Origin of the sequence: Streptomyces coryli, assembly GCF_011044975.1 — a bacterium.
GTDB lineage: Bacteria > Actinomycetota > Actinomycetes > Streptomycetales > Streptomycetaceae > Streptomyces > Streptomyces coryli.
This window is the reverse complement of the sequence record NZ_JAAKZV010000124.1, coordinates 1-22,838: the sequence shown is the minus strand read 5'-3', so window position 1 is coordinate 22,838 and position 22,838 is coordinate 1. Positions and strand designations below refer to the sequence as shown.

General features: G+C 70.8%; 21 protein-coding genes, 1 pseudogene and 1 riboswitch. Of the genes and pseudogenes, 6 read left to right on the top strand and 16 right to left on the bottom strand.

Going from position 1 to position 22,838, the window contains the following annotated elements:
• Positions 1 to 38: 38 nt before the first annotated feature.
• From G5C51_RS24715 to G5C51_RS24705, 3 genes are all read right to left on the bottom strand, one after another.
• Entirely contained in the window at positions 39 to 353 is a 315-nt protein-coding gene (locus tag G5C51_RS24715; protein WP_165240394.1) for a DMT family transporter, read from the bottom strand.
• A 30-nt stretch (positions 354 to 383) separates the two neighbouring features.
• Positions 384 to 453, bottom strand: a riboswitch (guanidine-III (ykkC-III) riboswitch).
• Complete coding sequence (locus G5C51_RS24710; protein WP_165240398.1) at positions 451 to 753, bottom strand: GroES family chaperonin; 303 nt, start codon at positions 751 to 753, stop codon at positions 451 to 453. It overlaps the preceding riboswitch by 3 nt.
• Before the next feature lie 47 nt (positions 754 to 800).
• Positions 801 to 1,151 (bottom strand): DUF3618 domain-containing protein, encoded by a 351-nt coding sequence (locus G5C51_RS24705; protein WP_165240397.1) that lies wholly within the window; start codon positions 1,149 to 1,151, stop codon positions 801 to 803.
• A gap of 283 nt (positions 1,152 to 1,434) precedes the next feature.
• Here G5C51_RS24705 and bcp point away from each other — a divergent pair, with 283 nt between their 5' ends.
• A complete protein-coding gene (gene bcp / locus G5C51_RS24700; RefSeq protein WP_165240393.1) occupies positions 1,435 to 1,908 on the top strand; it encodes a thioredoxin-dependent thiol peroxidase in 474 nt (157 codons plus the stop codon).
• A 31-nt stretch (positions 1,909 to 1,939) separates the two neighbouring features.
• On the opposite strand, the gene G5C51_RS24695 is transcribed toward bcp, so the two are convergent.
• Positions 1,940 to 5,611, bottom strand: a complete 3,672-nt coding sequence (locus G5C51_RS24695) for a S8 family serine peptidase (protein ID WP_165240392.1) — start codon at positions 5,609 to 5,611, stop codon at positions 1,940 to 1,942.
• A 346-nt stretch (positions 5,612 to 5,957) separates the two neighbouring features.
• On the opposite strand from G5C51_RS24695, the gene G5C51_RS24690 reads away from it, so the two are divergent.
• Both G5C51_RS24690 and glxA read left to right on the top strand, forming a co-directional pair.
• Positions 5,958 to 7,793, top strand: a complete 1,836-nt coding sequence (locus tag G5C51_RS24690; protein ID WP_165240391.1) for a glycosyltransferase family 2 protein — start codon at positions 5,958 to 5,960, stop codon at positions 7,791 to 7,793.
• A complete protein-coding gene (gene glxA, locus G5C51_RS24685) occupies positions 7,793 to 9,802 on the top strand; it encodes a radical copper oxidase GlxA (RefSeq protein WP_165240390.1) in 2,010 nt (669 codons plus the stop codon). The genes G5C51_RS24690 and glxA overlap by 1 nt, the downstream gene beginning before the upstream one ends.
• Before the next feature lie 65 nt (positions 9,803 to 9,867).
• On the opposite strand, the gene G5C51_RS24680 is transcribed toward glxA, so the two are convergent.
• Positions 9,868 to 10,905 (bottom strand): glycoside hydrolase family 6 protein, encoded by a 1,038-nt coding sequence (locus G5C51_RS24680; RefSeq protein ID WP_240929900.1) that lies wholly within the window; start codon positions 10,903 to 10,905, stop codon positions 9,868 to 9,870.
• A 229-nt stretch (positions 10,906 to 11,134) separates the two neighbouring features.
• Here G5C51_RS24680 and G5C51_RS24675 point away from each other — a divergent pair, with 229 nt between their 5' ends.
• The gene (locus G5C51_RS24675; RefSeq protein ID WP_240929899.1) at positions 11,135 to 11,464 is read left to right on the top strand and encodes an STAS domain-containing protein; all 330 of its coding nucleotides are present in this window, start codon (positions 11,135 to 11,137) and stop codon (positions 11,462 to 11,464) included.
• Here the strand turns inward: G5C51_RS24675 and G5C51_RS24670 are convergent.
• Positions 11,413 to 12,063, bottom strand: a complete 651-nt coding sequence (locus G5C51_RS24670) for a class F sortase (protein WP_165240388.1) — start codon at positions 12,061 to 12,063, stop codon at positions 11,413 to 11,415. The genes G5C51_RS24675 and G5C51_RS24670 overlap by 52 nt on opposite strands.
• Complete coding sequence (locus G5C51_RS24665; RefSeq protein ID WP_165240387.1) at positions 12,053 to 12,655, bottom strand: hypothetical protein; 603 nt, start codon at positions 12,653 to 12,655, stop codon at positions 12,053 to 12,055. Before G5C51_RS24665 ends, G5C51_RS24670 begins: the two co-directional genes overlap by 11 nt.
• 177 nt (positions 12,656 to 12,832) lie before the next feature.
• Between G5C51_RS24665 and G5C51_RS24660 the strand changes: the two genes are divergently transcribed.
• Complete coding sequence (locus G5C51_RS24660) at positions 12,833 to 13,612, top strand: HAD-IIA family hydrolase (RefSeq protein ID WP_165240386.1); 780 nt, start codon at positions 12,833 to 12,835, stop codon at positions 13,610 to 13,612.
• A gap of 136 nt (positions 13,613 to 13,748) precedes the next feature.
• A complete protein-coding gene (locus G5C51_RS24655; RefSeq protein WP_165240385.1) occupies positions 13,749 to 14,897 on the top strand; it encodes a serine hydrolase domain-containing protein in 1,149 nt (382 codons plus the stop codon).
• A 16-nt stretch (positions 14,898 to 14,913) separates the two neighbouring features.
• Here G5C51_RS24655 and G5C51_RS24650 read toward each other — a convergent pair whose 3' ends face one another.
• The 9 genes and pseudogenes from G5C51_RS24650 to G5C51_RS24610 all read right to left on the bottom strand — a co-directional run.
• Positions 14,914 to 15,966 carry a 2-aminoethylphosphonate ABC transporter substrate-binding protein gene (locus G5C51_RS24650; RefSeq protein WP_165240384.1) on the bottom strand — a complete coding sequence of 351 codons (1,053 nt, stop codon included), beginning with the start codon at positions 15,964 to 15,966 and terminating at the stop codon, positions 14,914 to 14,916.
• 25 nt (positions 15,967 to 15,991) lie between these two features.
• On the bottom strand, positions 15,992 to 16,789 hold the full coding sequence (locus tag G5C51_RS24645; RefSeq protein WP_165240383.1) for an ABC transporter permease subunit: 798 nt from the start codon (positions 16,787 to 16,789) through the stop codon (positions 15,992 to 15,994).
• Positions 16,776 to 17,624: a 2-aminoethylphosphonate ABC transporter permease subunit gene (locus tag G5C51_RS24640; RefSeq protein WP_165240395.1), complete on the bottom strand. Its 849-nt coding sequence runs from the start codon at positions 17,622 to 17,624 to the stop codon at positions 16,776 to 16,778. Before G5C51_RS24640 ends, G5C51_RS24645 begins: the two co-directional genes overlap by 14 nt.
• Positions 17,625 to 17,694: 70 nt before the next feature.
• Positions 17,695 to 18,789 (bottom strand): ABC transporter ATP-binding protein, encoded by a 1,095-nt coding sequence (locus tag G5C51_RS24635; RefSeq protein ID WP_165240382.1) that lies wholly within the window; start codon positions 18,787 to 18,789, stop codon positions 17,695 to 17,697.
• The gene (locus G5C51_RS24630) at positions 18,786 to 19,496 is read right to left on the bottom strand and encodes a phosphonatase-like hydrolase (RefSeq protein WP_165240381.1); all 711 of its coding nucleotides are present in this window, start codon (positions 19,494 to 19,496) and stop codon (positions 18,786 to 18,788) included. Before G5C51_RS24630 ends, G5C51_RS24635 begins: the two co-directional genes overlap by 4 nt.
• A gap of 8 nt (positions 19,497 to 19,504) precedes the next feature.
• Positions 19,505 to 20,608 (bottom strand): TIGR03364 family FAD-dependent oxidoreductase, encoded by a 1,104-nt coding sequence (locus G5C51_RS24625; protein WP_165240380.1) that lies wholly within the window; start codon positions 20,606 to 20,608, stop codon positions 19,505 to 19,507.
• 140 nt (positions 20,609 to 20,748) lie between these two features.
• Complete coding sequence (locus G5C51_RS24620) at positions 20,749 to 21,507, bottom strand: GntR family transcriptional regulator (protein WP_338118294.1); 759 nt, start codon at positions 21,505 to 21,507, stop codon at positions 20,749 to 20,751.
• Between the two features lie 131 nt (positions 21,508 to 21,638).
• Positions 21,639 to 22,466, bottom strand: a complete 828-nt coding sequence (locus G5C51_RS24615; RefSeq protein WP_165240378.1) for a hypothetical protein — start codon at positions 22,464 to 22,466, stop codon at positions 21,639 to 21,641.
• A 138-nt stretch (positions 22,467 to 22,604) separates the two neighbouring features.
• A pseudogene (locus G5C51_RS24610) lies at positions 22,605 to 22,838 on the bottom strand (ROK family transcriptional regulator); the annotation flags it as partial.

The following is a 22,838-nucleotide window of genomic DNA, read 5'->3' as shown; positions in this document are numbered from 1 at the left end:
GGTGGGAACAGCCGCGCTGCCGGCCGCCGGTCAGGCGGTCAGTGCAGGACCTTCAGGCCGATGACGCAGCCCACGATGCCCGCCAGGAAGAGCAGCTTCAGCAGGCTCGCCTGTTCGCCGTCGAAGATCATCGCGTACGTGACGGTGAGCACCGCGCCGATGCCCACCCACACCGCGTAGCCCGTACCCACGGGCAGCGTGCGCAGCGCGAAGGCCAGGCCGGCCATGCTGAGCAGCAGGCCGAGGCCGAAGACGACGGACGGGAGCGGGCGGCTGAAGCCCTCCGATTTGCCGAGGGCGGTCGCCCAGACGGCCTCGAGGACGCCGGAAATGATCAATACGAGCCAGGCCATGACGGACCTCCGTGAAGTGGTGCTTACGGGGGTGCGTCGTCTTTGCCTTGGGCCCGGTACGGCGCGTCTCGTCGGGTCTCTTTAACCTTAACAAACTTTAGAGGTAAAGGCCGGTCGAGTCCGTCGAGGCCTCGAACCGCTCCGCCGCCACCGCATGCAGATCCCGCTCCCGCAGCAGCACGTACGCCACGCCCCGCACCTCGACCTCGCCCCGGTCCTCCGGGTCGTAGAGCACCCGGTCACCGGGCTCCACGGTGCGCACGTTCTGCCCGGTCGCGACCACCTCGGCCCAGGCCAGCTTCTTGCCGATGGCGGCCGTCGCGGGGATCACGATGCCGCCGGACGAGCGGCGCTCGCCCTCGCCGGTGTCGGTACGGACCAGGACGCGGTCGTGCAGCATCCGGATGGGGAGTTTGTCGTGGGATTCGGTGCTCACGGCAGAGAAGGTTACCGACGGCGGCGGCGCAGGCCACGGCGGGTGGACTGGGGTCGCCGGGAGTTCATCGCGAGCAGGCCGACGACCGCGATGGCGGTCAGCGCGACCGGGACGATGCGCTCGAGCCGGGGCGCGCCGTCGGGGGAGACCAGGGCCTTGCGGGCGTCGGTCACGGCGCGGTTGGCCGCCACGTACGCCCGTCCGGCGATGCGGTCGACCTCGCCGAGGGTGCGAGCGCGCACGTCGCCCATGATCGCGCTGGGGCTCACCCGCGTGGCGATCTCGTCGAGCGTCGCGGAGAGCTCCTGCCTCCTGCGGGTGATCTCCGCCTCGATCTGCGCAGGGGTCCTGGATTCCGGCACCGCGCTGCCTCCGTCGTCCTTCATGGGTCACCGACACTGCCTGTACCAGGGCCTGCGTGGTGCGTCCCGTCTGCGCCCCGACGCCCGGCACGCACCCTCGGCGCACGGCGCCCCCGGACAGGTGGCTCCGCCACATGACCGGCGACACCGCACGCCGAGGGCACGCACCGGACGCCGCTGCGCCGCGCTTCGCGCGACGACGGGACGCACCACACAGGCCCTGCGCACAGTCTGTCAGCCGTTAGGCTCGCCTGCGACACCCACCCTCGAAGGAGCGAAGAAGATGAGCGAGCGCCTCCAGCCCGGCGACACCGCCCCGGCCTTCACCCTGCCCGACGCGGACGGCAACGAGGTCTCGCTCGCCGACCACAAGGGCCGCAAGGTCATCGTGTACTTCTACCCGGCCGCCCTCACCCCCGGCTGCACCAAGCAGGCCTGCGACTTCACCGACAACCTCGAGGTGCTGGCCGCCGCCGGCTACGACGTCATCGGCGTCTCCCCGGACAAGCCGGAGAAGCTCGCGAAGTTCCGCGAGAAGGAGTCGCTGAAGGTCACGCTGGTCGGCGACCCGGAGAAGAAGGTCCTCGAGGAGTACGGCGCCTTCGGCGAGAAGAAGCTGTACGGCAAGACGGTGACGGGTGTCATCCGTTCGACCGTCGTCGTCGACGAGCAGGGCAAGGTCGAGCGGGCGCTCTACAACGTCAAGGCGACGGGGCACGTCGCCAAGCTGCTGAAGGACCTGGCGGTCCAGGGCTGAAGCACCTGGACCGCCGGGTCCGGTTCAGCGGCTACCGCACCAGCACGGCGTCCTTGATCTCCTGCGCGACCGTGTAGCCCCCGGGCGCCTTCGCCGACAGCCGCAGCGACACGCTGCCGCCGGAGGTGTCCGGCACGTCGAGGCGGGTCTTCCAGGTGCCCGCGCCCGCCGGCCGCAGCGCCAGCTCGTGCCAGGTCTTGCCGCCGTCGTACGACGCCGAGACCTGCCCCTCGGTCGCCGTCACCCGGTCCGGCATCCAGTCCTGGGTGGCGGCGGCGAAGGTGAGTTCGGGCCGCGAGCCGGCCGGGACCCGGCCGTCGAGGCCGGTGGTGGGGAGCTGCAGCCGCGGGTTCAGCAGCCGCAGATCCTTCTGGAAGACACCCTCGGGCAGCGGCTCGTAGACGAAGCCGAACTCGGTGCGCACCTTGGTCGAGGTGCCCCAGGTCTTCGCGTCCCGGCCTGACTGGGCCACCACCCGGTACGGCTTGGTCTCCTGCGGCAGGTCGGCCCAGAGGGCGCGGCCGTTCATCCGCTTCACCAGGCTGTCGCCCTGGTAGAGCGCGATGTCGCCGGTGTCGTACTCGTCGGCCCCCATCGCGCCGGAGTGACCGGCCCCGGAGTCCGACCACATGGGGACGTTCACCTGCACGCCCGACCGGTCGATGACGGTGCTCTCATAGCCGTCGCCGAAGCGCGGCTGGACGATCGGCTCGAACCAGTGGCGCGAGTAGCGCCGGTCCGCCGCGTACTCCTCCTCGCCCGACCGCTGCTCCCAGTCGTCCTGACCGCCGCCGATGTCATAGGCGTGGTTCTCGTACCAGAAGCCCGCGCCATTGACCTTCGGCGTGACGTACTCCGTCCGGGTGCCGGGGTACCACTCCCGCTCCTTGAAGCCGATGCCCGGGCCCCAGGCCGGGATGTTGTAGCGGAATCCGGCGCCGGGGGCTTCCTTCGTCCCGTAGTAGCGGGCGTCGATACGGGCCAGGTCGTCGTGGTCCGGGCGGTAGGAGAGCCGGTCGGGGATCGCGCCCTGATGCTGGTCGACCAAGTCGTATACGTACTCCGACCAGCGCTTCTCGGTGACGCTCAGCGGCTGTCCCGCGCCCGCAACCAGCCGGTCCCCGGCCTCCCGCATCACTGTCACCACCGGGATCGGCTGGCTGCTGCCGTCGTCCTTCTCGTACCACTCGCTGAGCCGGCCGCGCTCGTCCCCGATCACGATGAGCAGCGCGGCACCCGCCTTGACGGCCGCCTCGGCGCGGGCCAGCGGCTCGACGTCGTCGCTGCGCCGTACGAGCACGGCCTTGCCCTTGGCGTCGAGGCCCTCGTAGTCGGCGGCGGCGCCCTTGCCCGCGTAGACGGTGCGCGGCGTGCCGCGGCCGTCGCGGCTGGCGCCGCCGATCTGCTGGAGCACGGGGATGTCGCGGCCGCCCGCGGTGACGCGCAGGTTCGGCTCCGCGTACCGCCAGCGGGTCAGCTGGTCGAAGCTGCCGCGCTCGGGCTTCTCGGTCGGCGTCACCCAGATCTCGTCGTACGTGACCGGCAGCTGGAACATGTCCCGCCACTCACTGCCGTCGCCGAAGACCCGGTTGAAGTCGACATTGCGCTGCCGGTCGGTGACCGGGCGGTCGACCTCGGCGGAGACCTTGCGCAGCTTGCGGGCGTCCAGGCCGATGACGGTGTCGGCGCGTACCGACACCTCCGGGTCGATCACCAGGCCGGCGGCGAGCGAATCCGGGCGGGAGCCGGGGACGTCGGGCCACCAGTAGGCGAGGTAGTCGCCCGCCGGCAGCCGGAGCGTCTCGCTGCCGCCGTCCACCTGGATGAGGTCGGGGCCCTGGTTGCCCTCGCGCATCAGCGCGACCCGGCCGGAGGCGGGCTTGCCCGCGCGGTCGGTGAGCTTCAGCGTCGTGTCGTACCGCTCGTCCTCCTTGAAGAGTCCGTACGCGGTGTGCGCGACGGCCTTGCCGTCGGCGCCGGTCGCGGTCACCAGCCCGGAGGTGTGGCTGCCGACCTCCATGGCGGCCGGGTCGAGCGCCACCTTCACCTCGGCGGTGCCGCCCGCCGGGACGGTCACGGTGTCGGCGGACAGCTTCGCCGCGGAGGAGCCGGCGGCCAGCTTCAGCTGAGCGGCCGCCGTCCCGTCATTGCGGTACGTGATGGTCCGCTCGGCCGTCTCGCCGCTCTCGTGCGGCCACTTGAAGACGCCGGCGTCCACCGAGCCGGTCGCGGTGACGGCGGCGTCCACGGCCGCGGCGACGTCCACCCGGCCCGCGCCCATCGAGTACGGGTCGTCATCCGCGAGCGCCTTGGACGACGACAGCAGCGCGTCCTTGATCCGCTGCCCGTCCCAGTCCGGGTGCCGCTGCTTGAGGATCGCGGCGGCCCCTGCGACGTGCGGGGTGGCCATCGAGGTGCCGTCCATCGGCTCGTACATCCCCGGCGGGTTCGGCTGCGCCTGCGAGGCGGCCGCGGTGATGGCCACGCCGGGGGCGGCGACGTCCGGCTTGAGTCCGTACGAGCCGAAGAGCGGGCCCTGGCTGGAGAAGCCGGCGCGGCCGTCGGACTTGTCGACCGCGGCCACGGTGAGCGCGGACGCGGCGGAGCCGGGCGCGGAGACGGTGCCCTCGCCGCCGGAGTTGCCGGCCGCGATGACGTAGAGCGGGCCGCCGTTCGCGGAGAGGGAGTTCACCGCCTGCGCCATCGGGTCGTTGCCGTCGTCGGGCTGCTGGCTGCCGAGGCTCATGGAGACCACGTCGGCGCCGTCCGCCTTCGCCCACTCCATCGCCTCGATGATCGAGGAGTCCTCGCCATAGCCGCTGTCGTCGAGCACCTTGCCGATCAGCAGGTCGGCCTGCGGCGCGACGCCCTTGTACGCGCCGTCGGACGCGGCCCCCGTACCGCCGACGGTCGAGGCGACGTGCGTGCCGTGACCGTGCTTGTCGGTGACCTCCTCGCCGGGGACGAAGGACTTGGACCCGGCGATACGGTCCTTGAGGTCCGGGTGCGTGGCGTCCACGCCGGTGTCGAGGACGGCGACCTTGGCGCCCTTGCCGTCGTACCCCTTCGCCCAGGCCTGCGGGGCGCCGATCTGCGGCACCGACTCCTTGAGGTTCGCCTTGACCCGGCCGTCGAGCCAGACCTTCCCGATGCCCTCGAGGTCCTTGAAGAAGTCCCGCCCGCGGTCCTTGTCGACCTTCAGCGCGGTGGCCGAGATCGACTGCAGCGTACGGACCGCCTTGCTGCCCCGGGGCGCGGCGGGCGCCGCCGCGCGGGTCTTCGCTGCAGTGCGCCCCGCGCTCGCGATCACCGGGACCGACCCCGAGCGGGCGTCGTCGTACCCCATCTTCACGAGCGTCGTGACATCGAACAGCCGCCGGTCGAGGCGGTCCTGGGCCAGCAGCCGCTCCGCCTCCTGCGGGATCACGTAGGTGCGCTCGCCGTCGCTCTGGACGTGCACCCCGCCGGTCGCGCCCGCCGGCCGGTCCACGGTGACCACGTCCTGATCGCCCGGGAGATCCGTGAAGTGCACCACATCTCCGGTGATGAGCGTCACCGTACGCTCGGGGATCTTTCCTGACTTGCCGGATACCGCCCCTGCGTCCGCCGCCGCGGCGCCCGCGGGGGACAGCAGCCCGCCGCCGAGCGCGAGCGCGGACGCGGCAGCAACGACCAGGGAAACCGGCCGAGTTGTCGATGTCATGCACAGGATGTTCGAACAACTTCTGCCTCAGCGGCACCCCCTGCCCGGGCGGGTTCCCGCCATGGCGAAAACCCGCCCAGTAGGCGTATGTTCGGTTGATCCTTCGCTCGGGTGATCTGATTGCGATCATGACGGGGTGTCAGTGACGCTGAACAGTCGGTAGATCGAGTGTCGGCGATCACGGAATCAGAGCTATCCGGGCTGGGAATCTATGCAACCGACAGCCGCCGCCTGGAGTCGATAAGGGTGAGTGGACGCAACAGCCGTGCCCGCGTGTGGTCGAAGGGAACCTTCCGTGGCGGGTGCGGAGACCTGAGGCACGTGGGAGCGTGCGGGGGGAAGGAAGATGACCACGCCTACTGGCGCCCGGCCCTATGACCCGGCCACAACGACGCGCCTGCGTGTGCCCGGCGCGCGCAGCGGACCCTCGCACCGTGGCCCGCGCCGACGCAAGAAGGGGCCACCGCCCCGCTACGACTATGAGCACTACAGCAGACTCGCGGGACCGCTGACCCAGCCGGACCCGCATCAGCCGTACAAGGTGCGCTACCGCAGCCTGCTCGCGGACGAGCCCCACCGGGTGCGCGCCGCGCTGCTGCTCGGCGCCGCGCCGCTGGTCTCGCTCGGCCTGCTGGTCTGGCTGCTGCAGCCGACGCACTGGACCGAGCGCGACGCCGGCGTCTCCGATCTCGTCGTCAAGCTCGACATCGTCATGCTGGTGGCGATCGGCCTGATCGAGCTCTTCCGTACGCTCAACGTCACCTCCAACGCGCATGCCACCCTCGTCGCCCGGGACCCGGTCCCGGTCGTCCCCGAGACCGGCACCCGCGTCGCCTTCCTCACCTCCTTCGTGCCGGGCAAAGAGCCCCTCGAGATGGTGACGAAGACCCTCGAGGCCGCTGTGCGCATCCGCCACCGCGGCCTGCTGCACGTCTGGCTCCTCGACGAGGGCGACGACCCGGCGGTCAAAGAGGTGTGCGCGCGGCTCGGCGTGCACCACTTCTCCCGCAAGGGCGTCGCCGCGTGGAACCAGAAGAAGGGCCCGCACCGCGCCAAGACCAAGCACGGCAACTACAACGCCTGGCTGCAGGCGCACGGCGACGACTACGACTACTTCGCGTCCGTCGACACCGACCACGTGCCGCTGCCGAACTACCTGGAGCGGATGCTCGGCTTCTTCCGCGACCCGGACGTGGGCTTCGTCATCGGCCCGCAGGTCTACGGCAACTACGACACGTTCGTCACCAAGGCGGCCGAGTCGCAGCAGTTCCTCTTCCACGCGCTGATCCAGCGCGCGGGGAACGCCTACGGGGCGCCGATGTTCGTCGGCACCTCCAACGCCGTACGCATCAAGGCGCTGAAGCAGATCGGCGGCCTCTATGACTCCATTACGGAGGACATGGCCACCGGCTTCGAGATGCACCGCGCCAAGAACCACGCCACCGGCAAGAAGTGGAAGTCGGTCTACACCCCGGACGTGCTCGCCGTCGGCGAGGGCCCGAACTCCTGGACCGACTTCTTCACCCAGCAGCTGCGCTGGTCCCGGGGCACGTACGAGACGATCCTCAAGCAGTTCTGGAAGGCGCCGTTCACGCTGCCCTTCGGGAAGCTGTTCAACTACACGATGATGATCATCTTCTACCCGATCTCGGCGCTGAACTGGATTCTCGCCGCGCTGTCCTGCGCCCTCTTCCTGGGCATGGGCGCCTCGGGTGTGAACATCGACCCCGTCGTGTGGCTGATGCTCTACGGCAACGCCTCGGCGCTGCAGATCGGCCTCTACATCTGGAACCGGCGGCACAACGTCTCGCCGCACGAGCCGGAGGGCTCCGGCGGCCTCGCCGGCATGCTGATGTCCGCGCTCTCGGCGCCGATCTACGCGCGCTCGCTGATGGACGCCGTGCTGCGCCGGAAGTCGAAGTTCGTGGTCACGCCCAAGGGCGATTCGTCGAGCCCGGACACGCTCTTCGGCACGTTCCGGGTGCATCTGTTCTTCATTCTGATCTTCGCGAGCTCGCTCTTCGGGTCGTTCTATCTGGGGCACGACCACCCGGCGATGCTCACGTGGGCCGCGCTGGCCCTGCTGATCACCGCGGCGCCGATCATCGGCTGGCGCTACACGGTGCGCAACGACAAAAAGAAGAGAAAAGCCGCCCTGCAAGTCTCTGGGGGAACTGAGTAATGACCCGCACGATCAAGGGTCCCAGCCGCCGCACCCGCCGCCTCGCGGTCGGTGCGGCGGTGATCATAGTGGTGGGCGCCGTGAACGCGCCGTGGCTCTATCGCTTCGGCACGGACAAGTACCACACGTGGAACATCAACCGCCCCGAGTACAAGGCGGACAACGGCCACTGGGAGGCCGTCGACGTTCCCGAGCAGTACAAGATCAATACGATCCACGCCGCCCTGCTGCACACCGGCAAGGTGCTGCTCGTCGCCGGCTCCGGCAACAACGCGAAGAACTTCGACGCGAAGACCTTCCGTACCGTCCTGTGGGACCCGGCGAAGAACACCTTCAAGAACATCAAGACGCCCGTGGACCTGTTCTGCGCCGGCCACACCCAGCTGCCCGACGGCAAGCTGCTGGTCGCCGGCGGCACTCAGCGCTACGAGAAGCTCAAGGGCGACGTGAAGAAGGCCGGCGGCCTGATGATCGTCCACAACGAGAACCCCGACAAGCCGATCACGCTGAAGGCGGGCACCCGCTTCACCGGCAAGAAGAACGGCAAGACCTTCGAGGCGCACGAGAGCCTCAACATCCCCCGGGCCAAGAAGAAGGTGAACCCGGCCACCGGCAAGGTCACCGTCACCGCCTCCACCGGACGCGTCTACGTCGAGGCGCTCAAGCGCGGCCAGAAGTACGAGACCGGCACCGAGGACAACTACAAGATCTCCGGCCTCGCCGGCGCCGACGCCCGCAACACGTACGGCATCGCGCAGAAGCTGTCCTTCGACAAGAAGGACTTCCAGGGGATCAAGGACTCCTTCGAGTTCGACCCCAAGGCCGAGCGCTACATCCGGGTCGACCCGATGAACGAGGCCCGCTGGTACCCGACGCTGACCTCGCTGCAGGACGGCAAGGTGCTGTCGGTCTCCGGGCTCGATGAGATCGGCCAGGTCGTCCCGGGCAAGAACGAGATCTACAACCCGGCCACCAAGAGCTGGAAGTACCTGCCGAAGACGCGCTTCTTCCCGACCTACCCGGCGCTCTTCCTGGCCGGCCAGAACAAGATCTTCTACTCCGGCTCCAACGCCGGCTACGGCCCCGCCGACAAGGGCCGGGTGCCCGGCCTGTGGGACCTGAAGAGCAACAAGTTCAGCAAGATCCCCGGCATGACGGACAGCGACGCCCTGGAGACGTCGATGTCCGTGCTGCTGCCGCCCGCGCAGAACCAGAAGTACATGGTGCTCGGCGGCGGCGGCGTCGGCGAGTCGGAGAAGGCCACCGCGGACCGCCGCCTGGTCGACCTCAAGGCCGACAAGCCGCGCTTCACCGACGGCCCGCCGCTGTACGAGAAGGCGCGCTACCCGAGCAGCGTCATCCTCCCCGACGACACGGTGCTGACCACCAACGGCTCCGGCGACTACCGCGGCCGCAGCGACAGCAACGTGCTCAAGTCGGAGATCTACGACCCGAAGGCCAACACCGCCAAGCCGGCCGCGGACCCGCTGGTAGGCCGCAACTACCACTCCGGCGGGCTGCTGCTGCCCGACGGCCGGGTGATGACCTTCGGCTCCGACTCGCTCTACAGCGACAAGGCGAACACCAAGCCGGGCAAGTTCGAGCAGCAGATCGACATCTACCGGCCGCCGTACATGTTCCACGGCAAGCGGCCGACGATCAGCTCGGCGGGCGCCAAGGACCGGGTGCAGCTGGGCGGTTCGGCCACGTACAAGACGTCGAATCCGTCGAAGATCGAGAAGGTGCGGCTGCTGCGCCCGGGCGCGTTCACGCACGTGACGGACGTCGAGCAGCGGTCGATCGCGGTGGACTTCAAGCGGACCCAGGACGGCATCACGATCACGCTGCCCAAGGACCCGTCGCTGCTCACCCCCGGCTGGTACATGCTCAACGTCGTCGACAAGAAGGGCACGCCGTCCGAGGCGGTGTGGCTGTACGTACCGAAGTCGGCGGCGGCCGAGGACGTGCAGGCGCCGGCGACGGGGCAGGGACTCCTGCCGACGCCGTAGGCGCCAGGCCCGTAACGCGGAAAGGCCCGCCCCCTCGGAGGGGCGGGCCTTTGCCTCTGTGCCGCTTACTTCTTCGCGTTCTTCGCGAGCTCCAGCGCGTACTCCGGCCACCACTCGCCGGCCTTCGGGCCGCCGTGGCAGGTGCCGTCCGACTCACCCGGGCGCTTGACCCACAGGTAGGCGTCGACGAGGTCGTCGCCGGTCTTCGTGGTCGGCGGCTCACCGAGCGCGCGGCCGCGCGGATTGCACCACGCGTCCTCGCCCTCGCCGCCGGGCGGGCCGTTGCCGTTGCGGCTGGTGTCGATGACGAACGGCTTGTTGCCCACCATGGCGGAGAGCTTCTTGCCGTACGCCGTGTTGTCCTCCGTTGTGACGAAGTTCGACACGTTCAGCGAGAAGCCGTCGGCCTGGTCGATCCCGGCCCGCTTCAGCGGCTCCACCAGCGCGCCCGGGTCCTGGGTGAAGCCGGGGTTGCCCGCGTCCAGATAGACCTTGGTGTTCGGCAGCGCCTTGAGCTTGCCCACGGCCTCCTTGAGCAGCGCGTACCGCTCCTCGTGGAACTGCTGCGGGGTGCAGCCCTCCTGCAGCAGGTGGGGGAGGGAGTCCGGCTCCACGATGACCGTGGCCTCGCGCTTGCCGATGCCCTTCAGCACGCCGTCCAGCCAGCCCCGGTAGGCATTGCCGTCCGCGGCGCCGCCCTTGGAGTACTGGCCGCAGTCGCGGTGCGGGATGTTGTACAGGACGAGCAGCGCGCCGCGCCCCTTCTTCTTCGCGGCCTCGGTGAAGCCGCGGGTCTCGCCCTGCGGGTCCTCGGTGCCGATCCATTCCGCGACCGGCTGCCCGGCGATGCGCTCGATGAGCTTCGCCTGGCTGTCCTTGTTGTCTTTGCGGTACGCGGCGACCTGCTTGGCCGCGTTTCCCTGCGGATTGACCCAGTACGGCGCGTTCGACCGGCTCTTGATCCCTCCGCCTTCATCGGGCTGGTCCGGCTCACCGGAGTCCGAGCACGCTGTCATCACGCCCAGCGACAGCACCACGGACACGGCGGTCAGAGCCGTACGGCTGGCGTACTTGCCGTACATCCACTCCCCCTTGGACGACATTGCGGTACCCCCATGCTGGCATACTCCGGCGGGCGCCCGACGCGGCCTTCCCAGGTCAGCGCGGGTGCGCCCGTAGCGCTAAGTCCCCCCGTGTGTCAAGCACTTCCGTGAAGTGTCACACCCGTCGGCGCGGCGCCCTACGATCGACGGGTTGCCCCGCCCCGTATCCGACCGAGCACAGCGAGCCGATCACCGAGCCGACCCACCGAGCCGACCACGAAGACACATGATGACCGGAAACCGCGCCGTCGTCGCGCTCAGCGGTGAGCTCGACGCCGCCACTTGCGACCGCATCGGTACCGAATTGGACGCACTCACGTCCGCCCCCGGTTCCGAGCTGCTGGTCGACCTGCGCGAGGTCACCTTCGCCGACTGCACCGGGCTGTCGCCGCTGCTGCGCGCCCAGCGCCGGGCGCGGGCCCGCGGCGGCCGGGTCTGTCTGCTCTGCGACTGCCCGCGGCTGCTGCGGACGCTGCGGCTGGTCCGGCTGGATGTCGAGTTCGATATCTACGGCGAGGTGCCGGTGAGATACGCGGAGACGACCAGGTTCCCGGTGTAGGCCTTCTCCAGCGGCTGGTATTCGCCGCCGCAGGTGATCAGCCGGAGCTCGGCGCGGCCCTTCTTGTGCGGCCCGTAGACCCGGTCGGCGTTGAAGCTCTCCTTGTCGAAGGTCTCCACCCGCTCGACGGTGAAGACGGCCGCGGTGCCGTCCGCCCGGTTCACCCGGATCTTCTCGCCGGGGCGGATGTCGTGCAGCCGGTAGAAGACCGCGGGCTTGGAGCGGGTGTCGACGTGCCCGACCATGATTGCGGCGCCGGCCGCGCCCGGGGTGGCGCCGCCCTGGTACCAGCCGACCTCGTTGGCGCTGCCGAACGGCGGCGGGTCGACGGCGCCGCTCTTGTCCAGGCCGCGCTTGGAGACGACGGCCTGCACGCCGATCGACTTCACCTCCACGCCCTGCGGCCCGGCGGGATTGAGCGGCTTTGCCGCCTTCGGCGCCGGGCCCTGGAGGACCTGGGCGGCGGTGAAGGCGTTCTGCGCGCCGGCGTTGTCCTGCGCGTCCTCGCCGAGCCCGCGGCTCCACAGCCACAGGCACAGCAGCAGCACGCCCCAGGCGGCGGCGGAGATCGTCCGGGTCCTGATGCGGTCAGCGGCCACGGCGGCTCCCGGCGCCGGTCTCGGCGGTGGTCTCTGCGGTGGCCGCCTTGCGCCGCCGGTGCAGCGCGACCCCGGCGAGGGTCAGCGCCGCGACGCCCGCCCCGGCCACCGGCAGCGCGTCCTTGAACCGCTCGGCCGGGCTCTGCGCCGTGGTCACCTCGGCGGTGCCGCCGCCGCCCGCGTGCACGGGGGAGTGCGGCCGCTCGTAGCCGCCGTGGCGCTTCCACTTGTCGCCGTGGTGTCCGCGCTTCCACGGATCGCGTACGTCCACGGTCCCCAGCGCCACCGTCTCGTCGTCGTCACAGCGCACCCGCACCCGGTACTCGCGCGGCTGGATCCCCTCCCGGATCCGCGCGGTCCCCTGCAGCTCCCGCACCGTGTGATCGGCCTCGAGCCGCACCGGCGCGACAAAGGCGTCGGAGTACCCGAAGGCCCGCTCCCCGCGGCAGGCGTAGGTGCTGACCTCCACCTCGTCCCCGGGCTCGGCGGAATACGGCATCACCGTGACGTATCCGGCCGCGTACGCGCTGACGCAGGCGGTGGTCAACCCGAGCGGCAGCAGGGCGAGGAAGAACGCATGGGCGCGGCGCATGCATCCAAGCCATTCACGGCTGCCCGCCCGCCGCACCCGCAGCCCGGCTTCCGCTGCTCCGAACGGGTCGCTCCGCACCCGGGCGGGCGAGTACGGCCGAGGGGCGCCCTCCCGGGGGACGCGCTTAGCATGGTCGCGTCCCACAGGTCCCGTGTATGACGGCAGGAGCCCCCGCCCATGACAGAGCGCAAGCCCATCGAGTCCTGGCTGACCGACATGGACGGCGTGCTGATGCACGAAGGGGTGCCGGTGCCGGGGGCGGATGAATTCATCAAGAAGCTGCGCGATTCGGGCAAGCCCTTCCTGGTCCTGACGAACAATTCCATCTATACGGCCCGCGACCTGCACGCCCGCCTGAACCGCATCGGCCTCGAGGTGCCGGTGGAGAACATCTGGACCTCGGCCCTGGCGACCGCGAAGTTCCTGGACAACCAGCACCCGGGCGGCACGGCGTACGTCATCGGCGAGGCCGGGCTGACCACGGCGCTGCACGACGCCGGCTATGTGCTCACCGATGTGTCCCCCGACTTCGTGATCCTGGGGGAGACCCGCACGTACTCCTTCGAGGCCCTCACCAAGGCGATCCGCCTGATCAACGACGGCGCCCGCTTCATCGCCACCAACCCCGACAACACCGGCCCCTCGCCGGAGGGCGCGCTGCCCGCGACCGGCTCGGTCGCCGCCCTGATCACGAAGGCCACGGGCAAGGAGCCGTACTTCGTCGGCAAGCCGAACCCGCTCATGATGCGCACCGGCCTGAACGTGATCGGCGCCCACTCGGAGTCCTCCGCCATGATCGGCGACCGCATGGACACGGACGTGCTGGCCGGCCTGGAGGCCGGCATGGAGACCTTCCTCGTCCTTACGGGCCTGACGACCAAGTCCGACATCGACCGCTACCCGTTCCGCCCGACGAAGGTCGTCGACTCGATCGCGAACCTCGTCGACCTGGTCTGACGCCGGGCCCCTAGGGGCTGACCCGCGCAATCCCAGGGTGGCGGCTCCACCTTGGCGACGTTCCGGGCCAACGTCCGCCGTCCCAGGATGTGTCGAGACCGAGATCCACTCGGCCACCGACACCCCTGGAGCCCCGATGCCCGCCCGTACCTCGATAGCCGTCGCCGCCGCCCTCGTGCTCGGCCTCACCGCCGTCCCGCTGGCCGCCCCGGCGTTCGCCGACGCTCCCGCGTCCGCGCGTACCACCTCGGCAGGGCCGGATGCCGCTGCGCTGCGGGCGGCGCTCGCCGGGCTGCCGGATGCCGAAGCGACGGCGGCGCTGGTGCGGGTGGGCGGGAGTGATGGCAGCTGGCGTGGCAGTGCGGGTGTGCACGATCTGGTGAGTGGGCGGGATGCCGATCCGAAGGCGCGCTTCAGGGCCGGGTCGACGACCAAGGTGGTGACCGCGGCGCTCGTGCTCCGGCTCGCGGCCGAGGGGAAGGTGGACCTGGACGCGACGGTGCAGCGCTATCTGCCGGGGCTGCTGTCCGCGGACTTCGCGCCGATCACCGTACGGCAGCTGCTCAACCACACCAGCGGCATCCCGGCGGGCGCCGGCCTCGGGGAGACCTTCGAGGAGGTGTACGCGCATCGCTACGACACCCTCACTCCCAAGGACGTCGTGGCCGGAGCCGTGGCCAAGGGCCCTGAGTTCGCCCCGGGCGCCCGACAGCACTACCTGAACATCAACTACACGGTGCTCGGGATGCTCGTCGAGAAGGTCACCGGCGACTCCTACGCGCGCCAGGCGACCCGCCTCGTGCTGCGCCCCGCGGGCATGCGGCACACCTCGTTCCCCGGCACCGACCCGCGCATCCACGGCCCGCACAACAGCGGCTACCAGGCGGTGTCCCGGCCCGACGGGACCACGAAAATGGTCGACGTCACCGAGTGGAACCAGGCCGACCGCTGGGCCGCGGGCGACATGATCTCCACGACCGCGGACCTGGAGCGGCTGCTGGGAGCGCTCTTCCGGGGCCGGATCGTGCCCGGGCCGCAGCTCCAGGAGATGTTCACCGTGCCGAAGGGCATCGACGGCGCCTCCTACAGCGCCGGCCTGCAGCGCTTCGAGCACGGCGGCAAGGTCTACTGGCTCAAGTCCGGCGCCCGCTACGGCTACACAGCGATGGTCGCCGCCACGCGAGACCTCTCCCGCACCCTGGTGTATTCCGTCAACTCGACCGATGCGAAGGGCGAGTCGATGAACCCAGTGGCGGAGCGGATCGCGCGGGCGGCGCTCAAGTAGCCGGCGGCCAGGGCGCTCAGCTGCCCGTCGCTTCCTTCCAGGAGTCGATGTAGGAGTCGAGGTTCTCCGAGATGTCCGCCCAGTCGGGCTGGAAGATCTCGACGCCCTTCATCGTGCCGGCGAGCGCCTGGGCGTTGTCGTCGGTGGCCTTGACGTCCGTACGGGACGAGAAGCCGCCGCCGACCGAGCTGACCTCTGCCTGCGCCTTCTCGCTCAGCATGAAGTCGAGCAGCTTCTTGCCGTTCTTCGACTGCGGAGCGCCCTTGACCAGGCCCGCCGCGTACGGGAGAGCGAAGCTGGTCGGCTTGCCGCCCTTGCCCTGGGGGAACCAGATGCCGAGGTTCGGCATGTCCTTGGACTGGGCGAAGTTCATCTGCACATCGCCGTTGGCGACCAGCAGCTCGCCCTTGTCCGTCTTGGGGGCGAGCTTCGAAGTCGAGGACGACGGGCCGACGTTGTTCGGCTGCAGCTTCTTGAAGTACTCCATGGCCGCGTCCTTGCCGCCCATGTCGTGCATGGCCTTGATGACCATCGCGGTGCCGTCGCCGGCGACACCCGGGGTCGAGTACTGCAGCTTGCCCTTGTACTTGGCGTCGAGCAGCTCGTCCCAGGTCTTCGGGGCCTGCTTCAGCTCCTTCTTGTTGTAGATGAAGCCGAAGTAGTTGTTGACGATGGAGACCCACTTGCCGTCCGGGTCCTTGCTGTCGGCGTCCACCTTGGCGGCGTCCTTGGGCTCGTATTTCTCGATCAGGCCCTTGGCGTCCGCCTGCTGGATGAACGGCGGGAGGGTGACGAGGACATCGGCCTGGGTGTTGGACTTCTCCCGGACGGCGCGCTGCACCATCTCGCCGGAGCCGCCCTCCACGTACTTGACCTTGATGCCGGTCTTCTTCTCGAAGTCCTTGAAGACCTTGTCGTACCAGCCGTCGCCGGCCTCGCCCTTGAGCCCGTCGGCGCTGTACACGGTGACGGACTTGGGGTCGCCCGCGGCGGACGAGCCGCTGCAGGCGGAGGCGGTGAGGCCCAGGGCGGCGACGAGGCCGGTGGCGATGAGTATCTGCTTTCGCATGAGGGGTGATTCCTTCGGGATCAGGTCAGCGATAAGTGGCTTTGGTGCGGATACGCGACAGGCCGAGCAGCACCAGCAGCGTCGTGCCCATCAGGACCACCGCGAGCGCGGAGCCGGTGAAGAGCGAGCCCCGGTCGGTGGCCGTGTAGATCGAGACCGGCAGCGGCAGCCAGTCGGGCGGATAGAGCATGATCGTGGCGCTGAGCTCGCCCATGGAGAGGGCGAAGCAGAGGCCTGCGGCGGCATTCAGCGACGGCAGCAGCAGCGGCAGCTTCACCTTCCACAGCACATACGCCGGGCGGGCGCCGAGCGACGCGGCGGCCTGCTCGTACGCCGGGTCGAGGCGCTTCACCGCGGCCGAGACCGACTGGTAGGCGAAGGCGGTGACCAGGATCGTGTGCGCGATGATCACGATCCACCGGGTGCCGTTGAGCAGCATCGGCGGCTTGCTGAAGGCGACCAGGACCGCGAGGCCGACGACGACGGAGGGTACGGCGACCGGCAGCATGAACAGCGCGTCGAGCACCCGCCGTCCCCTGCTGCGCAGCGAGTGCGCCGCCAGCGCCGCCCAGCCGCCCGCGGCCAGCGCGAGCACGCTCGCGGCGGCGGCGGTGAGCAGGCTGGTGGTGAGCGCCTGCAGCGAGGCGCCGCGGATCGCCTTCTCGTAATGGCCGCTGGTGAAGCCGGAGGGGAAGGCGCCCGACCAGTTGGTGGAGAAGGACGCGACCGCGATGACCAGGAGCGGCAGCGCGAAGAGCGGCAGGAAGAGGGCGAGGAAGATCGCCCAGGCCGACCAGCGGCCCTTGCGGCTATGCACCAGCACGGCGGCTCACCACCCGGTACAGGGAGTAAAGGCCCACGGAGATCGCGATGTTGACGACCGCGACGACGCAGGCGGCGGTGTAGTCGGACTCGAGGATCGCCTTGGAGTAGACGAGCATCGGCAGGGTCGTTACGTCCTTGGCGCCGGTGAAGAGCACGATGCCGAACTCGTTCAGCGTCATGACCAGCACCAGCGCGCCGCCGGCGCCCAGGGCGGGCAGCGCCTCGGGCAGGATGATCTGCCGGATGATGCGCAGCGGCCGGGCGCCGAGGGAGGACGCCACCTCCAGCTGGGCGGTGTCCAGTTGGGAGAAGGCGGCGAGGAGGGGGCGCATCACGAAGGGCGTGAAGAAGGTGACCTCGGCGAGGAGGACGCCCCAGGGGGTGGTCAGGAAGTCGATGGGGCCGGCGGAGGCGCCGGTCGCGTCGGTCCAGATCCCGTTGGCCATGCCCACGGTGCCGTAGATGAAGAGCAGGGCGAGGGTGATCAGGAAGGACGGGAAGGAGAGGAAGACGTCGATGAACTTCGCGACGGCGCGGCTGCCGGGGAAGGGCACGAAGGCGACGATGGTCGCGAGTACGAAGCCGAGGACCAGACAGCCGATGGTCGAGCCGACGGCCAGCCAGACGGTGGTCCCGAGGGCATCGCGGAAGGCCTGCGAGGCGAAGACCTCGGAGTACGGCTCGGCGGAGGTCTCACCCATGTCGGTGGTGAAGCTCTGCTGGATCACCAGGGCGAGGGGGTAGAGGAAAACGAGGGCGAGGACGGCGACGGGTGGGAGCGCCCAGAGCCAGGCTTGCGTCCGGCCCCGGCCCCGGCGCTTCGCGCCTGGCATCTTGCCCGCCCACGAACCGCCCGTTGCTGTGTCGCGGGGTTGCCGCAGCCGGGGCTCGGTGGTGGTGGCGTCAGCCACGAAGAGCACCCCCCTGCGGCAGCAGATGCGCGTCCTCGGCCGCGAAGTGCACCGTGACCTCGTCCCCCAGCCCCGGCGGCGTGCGCAGCTCCCGCACCTCCGCCGTGACCTCCTGGCCGGCCACGGCCACCGTCACCCGGTGCGAAGACCCGCGCCACTGCAGGCCGGTCACGGCCCCCCGCAGCGCGTTCGGCCCGTCGCCGAGCCCGACCAGATGCGGTCGTACGCACAAGGTGCCCTCGGTGCCGGTGACGTCGCCGCTGACCTCCAGCCGCGTCCCGTCCAGCGACGCCGCCCCGTCCGCCACGGCGACCCGCAGCAGATTCGCGTTGCCCACGAACGACGCCGTGAACTCCGTGGCCGGCCGCCGGTACAGCTCCTGCGGCGTCCCGCAGTCCCGCAGCCGCGCCTTGTCCATCACCGCGATCCGGTCGGCCAGCGTGAGCGCCTCGACCTGGTCGTGGGTCACGTACAGGATCGACAGGTCCGGCAGCTCCCGGTGCAGCCGCGCCAGCTCCGCCAGCATCCCGGCACGCAGCTGCGCGTCCAGCGCCGACAGCGGCTCGTCGAGCAGCAGCACATCCGGCTGGATCGCCAGCGCCCGCGCGATCGCGACGCGCTGCTGCTGGCCGCCCGACAACTCCCGCGGATACCGCCCGGCATACGCGTCCATGCCCGTCATCCGCAGCGCCTCGGCGACCCGGCCGCCGATCTCACCGCGCGGCGCCTTCTGCGCCTTCAGCCCGAAGGCGACATTGTCCTCGACCTTCATGTGCGGGAAGAGCGCGTACTGCTGCACCACCATCCCGACGCCCCGCTTGTACGGCGGCAGGCCGGTGACATCGCGGTCGCCGATGAACACCCGCCCGGACGCCGGCGTCACGAACCCGGCGACCGCCCGCAGCGCGGTGGTCTTCCCCGAGCCCGAGGGCCCGAGCAGCGCCATGACCTCGCCCGGCTCGACGGTCAGGTCGAGGGAGTCGAGGACGACGGTGTCGCCGTACGCGACCGACACACCCTCGAAGCGGATGCCGCTGGCGCGTGTCCCGGCGGCGGGCGCCGCCGCGGTCATGGCCGGCGCGCTCATGCCTCGGCCCTCGCCCGGCCGGCGAGCAGCAGCCCCGGCAGCTCCGCCACCGAGCCGAGCACCCGCGTGGCCCCGGCCGCCCGCAGCGCATCCGCACCATGCGCCCCGGTCAGCACCCCGGCCCGCACGCTCGCCCCGGCGCGCAGCCCGGTGAGCATGTCGTACGCCGTGTCGCCGGCCACCGCGATCTCGCGGACGTCGTCCGCCGCGCCGGTCCGCAGCAGCGCGGCCAGCACCATGTCCGGATACGGGCGGCCGCGCCCGGCATCCGCAGGACACAGCGTCAGGTCGGCCAGCTGCTGCCAGCCGAGCGCGTCCAGGATGGCGTCCTGCGTGACCCGGGCGAAGCCGGTGCTGAGCACCACGGTCAGCCCGGCGGCGCGCAGCTGCTCAACGGCCTCCCGGGCGCCGGGAATCGGGGCGATCGCGCCGCCGCCCACCAGCTCGCCGTAAGCGGTCTCGAAGGCGGCGTTGGCCCGCTGCGCGAGCTCCTCGTCGCCGAACAGGGCCCGGAAGACGGTGATCTTCGACTCGCCCATGGTGTCGCGGACGTACTGCAGCTTCTTCGCGTGATCGTCGCTGCCCGGCCGCACGCCGAGCCGCTCGGCCGCCGCCGAGAAGGCCCGCTCGACCAGGCCGCCGTCGGCGACGGTGGTGCCGGCCATGTCGAGCACGACCAGCTTGATGTCGGGAGTAGGAGAGGTCATGAGGGGTGTCACCAACCCAGCTCGTTCGCGGTGGTCTCGGCTATCTCGGGAGAGCAGGTCATGCCGCGCCCACCGGGCCCGGTCACCAGCCACACTCCGTCGCGCACCTGCTCGCGGTGGACGAGCGCGGTGCTGTCGGTGCACTGGGCGTACACGCCCGCCCAGCGCCGCCGGATCTTCGGCAGCGGCCGGCCGAGGATCTTCTCGGCGACCGCGGCCAGGTGCTCGTACGGGTCCTCGACGACGTCGAAGTTGAAGGGCGCCGCGTACTCGTGGGTGTCGCCGATGGTCAGCCCGCCGGCGTGCTGCACCATCAGCAGCTGCATCTTGTGCTCGGCGGCCACGGCCGGCTGCGGCCCCAGCGGGCTCTCGTCGTACGCCGGGTAGTACCGGAAGCTGTCACCGTCGGCGACCGCCGTGGTCAGCGGCTCGTCCAGCGGATCGGTCTGCATCATCTGCAGCCGCACCCGCCGTACCGGCAGCTCGGGCGCCAGCTCCCGCACCAGCCCGCCCAGCCAGGCCCCGGTGCACACCATGACGACATCGCCCTGGTGGATGTCCCCGTGGTCGTCCCGTACGGCCTTCTCGCCCACGATCTCGCGCACCTCGCGCCCGGTGAGCAGCCGGTACCGCGGGTTCTCCCGCAGCTTGGCCTGCAGCACCCGCTGCGCGGTCCTGGTCTCGACGACGGCGTCCCGCTCGCACCACAGGGCCCCCCGCAGCGCCTCGCCGCGCAGCGCCGGATTGACCTCCCGCGCCTCGTCGGCGCTCAGCAGCTTGAAGCCCCGCGCCCCGGCGTCGGCCAGCCGCAGCGCGCTCCTGGCGACGCTCAGCTCGTCCTCGTCCGTCAGCGCGGTGAGGGAGCCGCAGGGCCGGAACCCGAGGTCCGGAACCCGGTCGCCGATCTCCTCCCACAGCTCCCGGGCCCGCAGCGCGCTGTCCAGCTCGACGCCGCCCGACCGCCCGCTGACCCAGACCAGACCGAAGTTACGCACGGAGGCGCCGCGCGCCGCCGCCTCCCGCTCGATCTGCACGACCTCGTGGCCTCGTTCGATGGCCTGCCAGGCGTGCATGGTGCCCACCACGCCGGCTCCTACGACTATGACTCGCATGCCCCAGACGATCCGGGCGCCCGGTGGCCGGATCAGGGACACATGGCGACGTGCGGGTTAACAGAGCGGCAAGACTGGTCTGGACCCGTTATCTTTCCGTGATGAAAACGGGCCAACTCGACCGCCTTGGTGACGGTTTCCTACCCCCGCCCTTGCAGCTTCGCGGTGAAGCTGAACCGATCCCCCCGGTAAAGCGACCGCACCCGCTCCAGCGGCCGCCCCTCCGTATCCCGCGACCACCGGTGGATGAGCAGCATCGGCAGCCCCGGCGGCGTCCCGACGAGCAGCGCCTCCCGCGGCGTCGCGAGCACGGTCTCCAGCCGCTCGTCGGCATCCCCGAAACCGATGCCGAGACGGTCGTGCAGATACCCGTAAAAAGACGAATCCGGATCGAAGTCCTCGTCCAGCCGCGGCATCCGGTCCACGGCGACATACGTGGACTCAAGACCCACCCGCTCGTCATCGGCGAGCAGCACCCGCTCCATGTGCCACACCGGCTCCGCGCCCGGGATATCCAGATCCGCGGCCAGCCGCGGCGGACACGCGATCCGCTCGAGCGCGATCAGCGTCCGCCCGGGCGTACGCCCCTGCCGCCGCACCCCCTCCGTATAACTGGCCAGCGCCAGCGGCTGCTCCAGCTTGGGCCCGGCCACCACCGTCCCCCGCCCCTGCCGGCGCAGCCGCCCCTCCAGGACGAGATCCCGGAGCGCCTGCCGGACGGTGTCCCGGGAGACCGCGTACTCGGCGGCGATGTCCCGCTCGGCGGGAACGGCCTGGCCCTCGGCCATCCCGTCGATGAGGACGGCGAGTTCCGCCTTCACGGCGTAGTACTTGGGAACGCGCCCGTGCTCGGGGATACCGGCGTGCACGGGAGCGGCGGGGTCGAGATGTGTGGTCACGCGCATCATTCTCACCCGGTCGACCTGGGCGTGCTGCAGCCCGTCCGGCGTTGGCCGCGAGAGCGGCATCCGCGCTGCTGGAGAGCAGCAGCACGGATGCCGCATCATCGGGCGCGGTGGGAACGGCTGGTTCAGCGCCTACGGAGGCGCCGAGATCCCACCACCAATGCACCGCCGCCGAGGAGGAAGGCGCCGACGGTGCCGGCGGGCCGGAGCATGTCGCCCCAGCCCGAGTCTGCGAGTTCTGACGGCGTCCGGGAGATCCCGCCCCCGGGCGCTTCTTCCGTGTCGTGCCCCGGCGTCGAGCCGCCACCGGAGCCGGGCGTGGCGCTCGCGGCCCCACGCTCCGCACGTTCTTCCTTCCCCCGCGCCCCCGGCCCCGACGCCTGTCCCGGCTTCCGGACCGTGAGTTCGACCTCCCGCGACTGCCCCACCCAGTCGCCGTCGGACCCGCGCCGCGCGACGGTCGTGACGCTCGCCTTCACCTCGCCCGCCGGCGTGTCCCCGGCGAAGCCGAGCCGCACCGGCACATCGAGCGTCTCGCCCGCGGCGATCCGCAGCCCGGGGCCCGCGGCATCGAAGACGCCGACGTTCTCGGCTCGTTCGGTCTTACGGAAGGGGATCGCCCGCCACCGGCCGCCGTCGTAGAAGCGCAGCCGGATGTCGGAAGGAGTGAGCCGCCCGGAGCGGTCCGTCAGCACCGCCACGGGGTGCACCGCCAGGCAGGGCGAGTCGGTGGCGTTGCGGAGGTGGAGGACTCCGGCGCGGGCCGGGTCGCCGGCGGCGAAGCGCGTATCCATGCCGGTGAGGCGGGCCTTGACGGGGAAGTCGCGGCCGGGGGAGGTGCCGCAGCGCGGGGCGGCGGCGGTCTCCGCGGCCATCGCTGCCGCCGGCGCCGGCGCGCTGGAGAGCGCGGCCGCGGCGGCGGCGGAGACGGCGATGGCACAGCGGGGGCGCATGGTGGCGACACTGGCACGTCGCAGAGGGCGAAGGGCGGCGCCACGGCATTGATCGCCCAAGAAGCGCCGTCTTTCCGCCCGTTCGGCCCAATACCCAGGTTTTCCGATGGTGGGCTGCTCCGCAGACCGCCTGAGCTGCTAAATCGCCGGCCCGCGCCCGAACAGCGCCGCCAGCGCCAGCTCCGCGGCCCCCTCGGCGACCAGCCGCCCGCCCCGCGGCGCCAGCTCGCACCCGGCCGCTTCACCGCCCCCGGCGAGCTCGTCCCGTACGCCCGCCAGATACGTCTCCGGCGCGCCCAGCACCGTACGACCGCCGATCAGCACCCGATCGACATCGAGCAGCCGCACCAGCCCCGCCGCCCCGACCCCGAG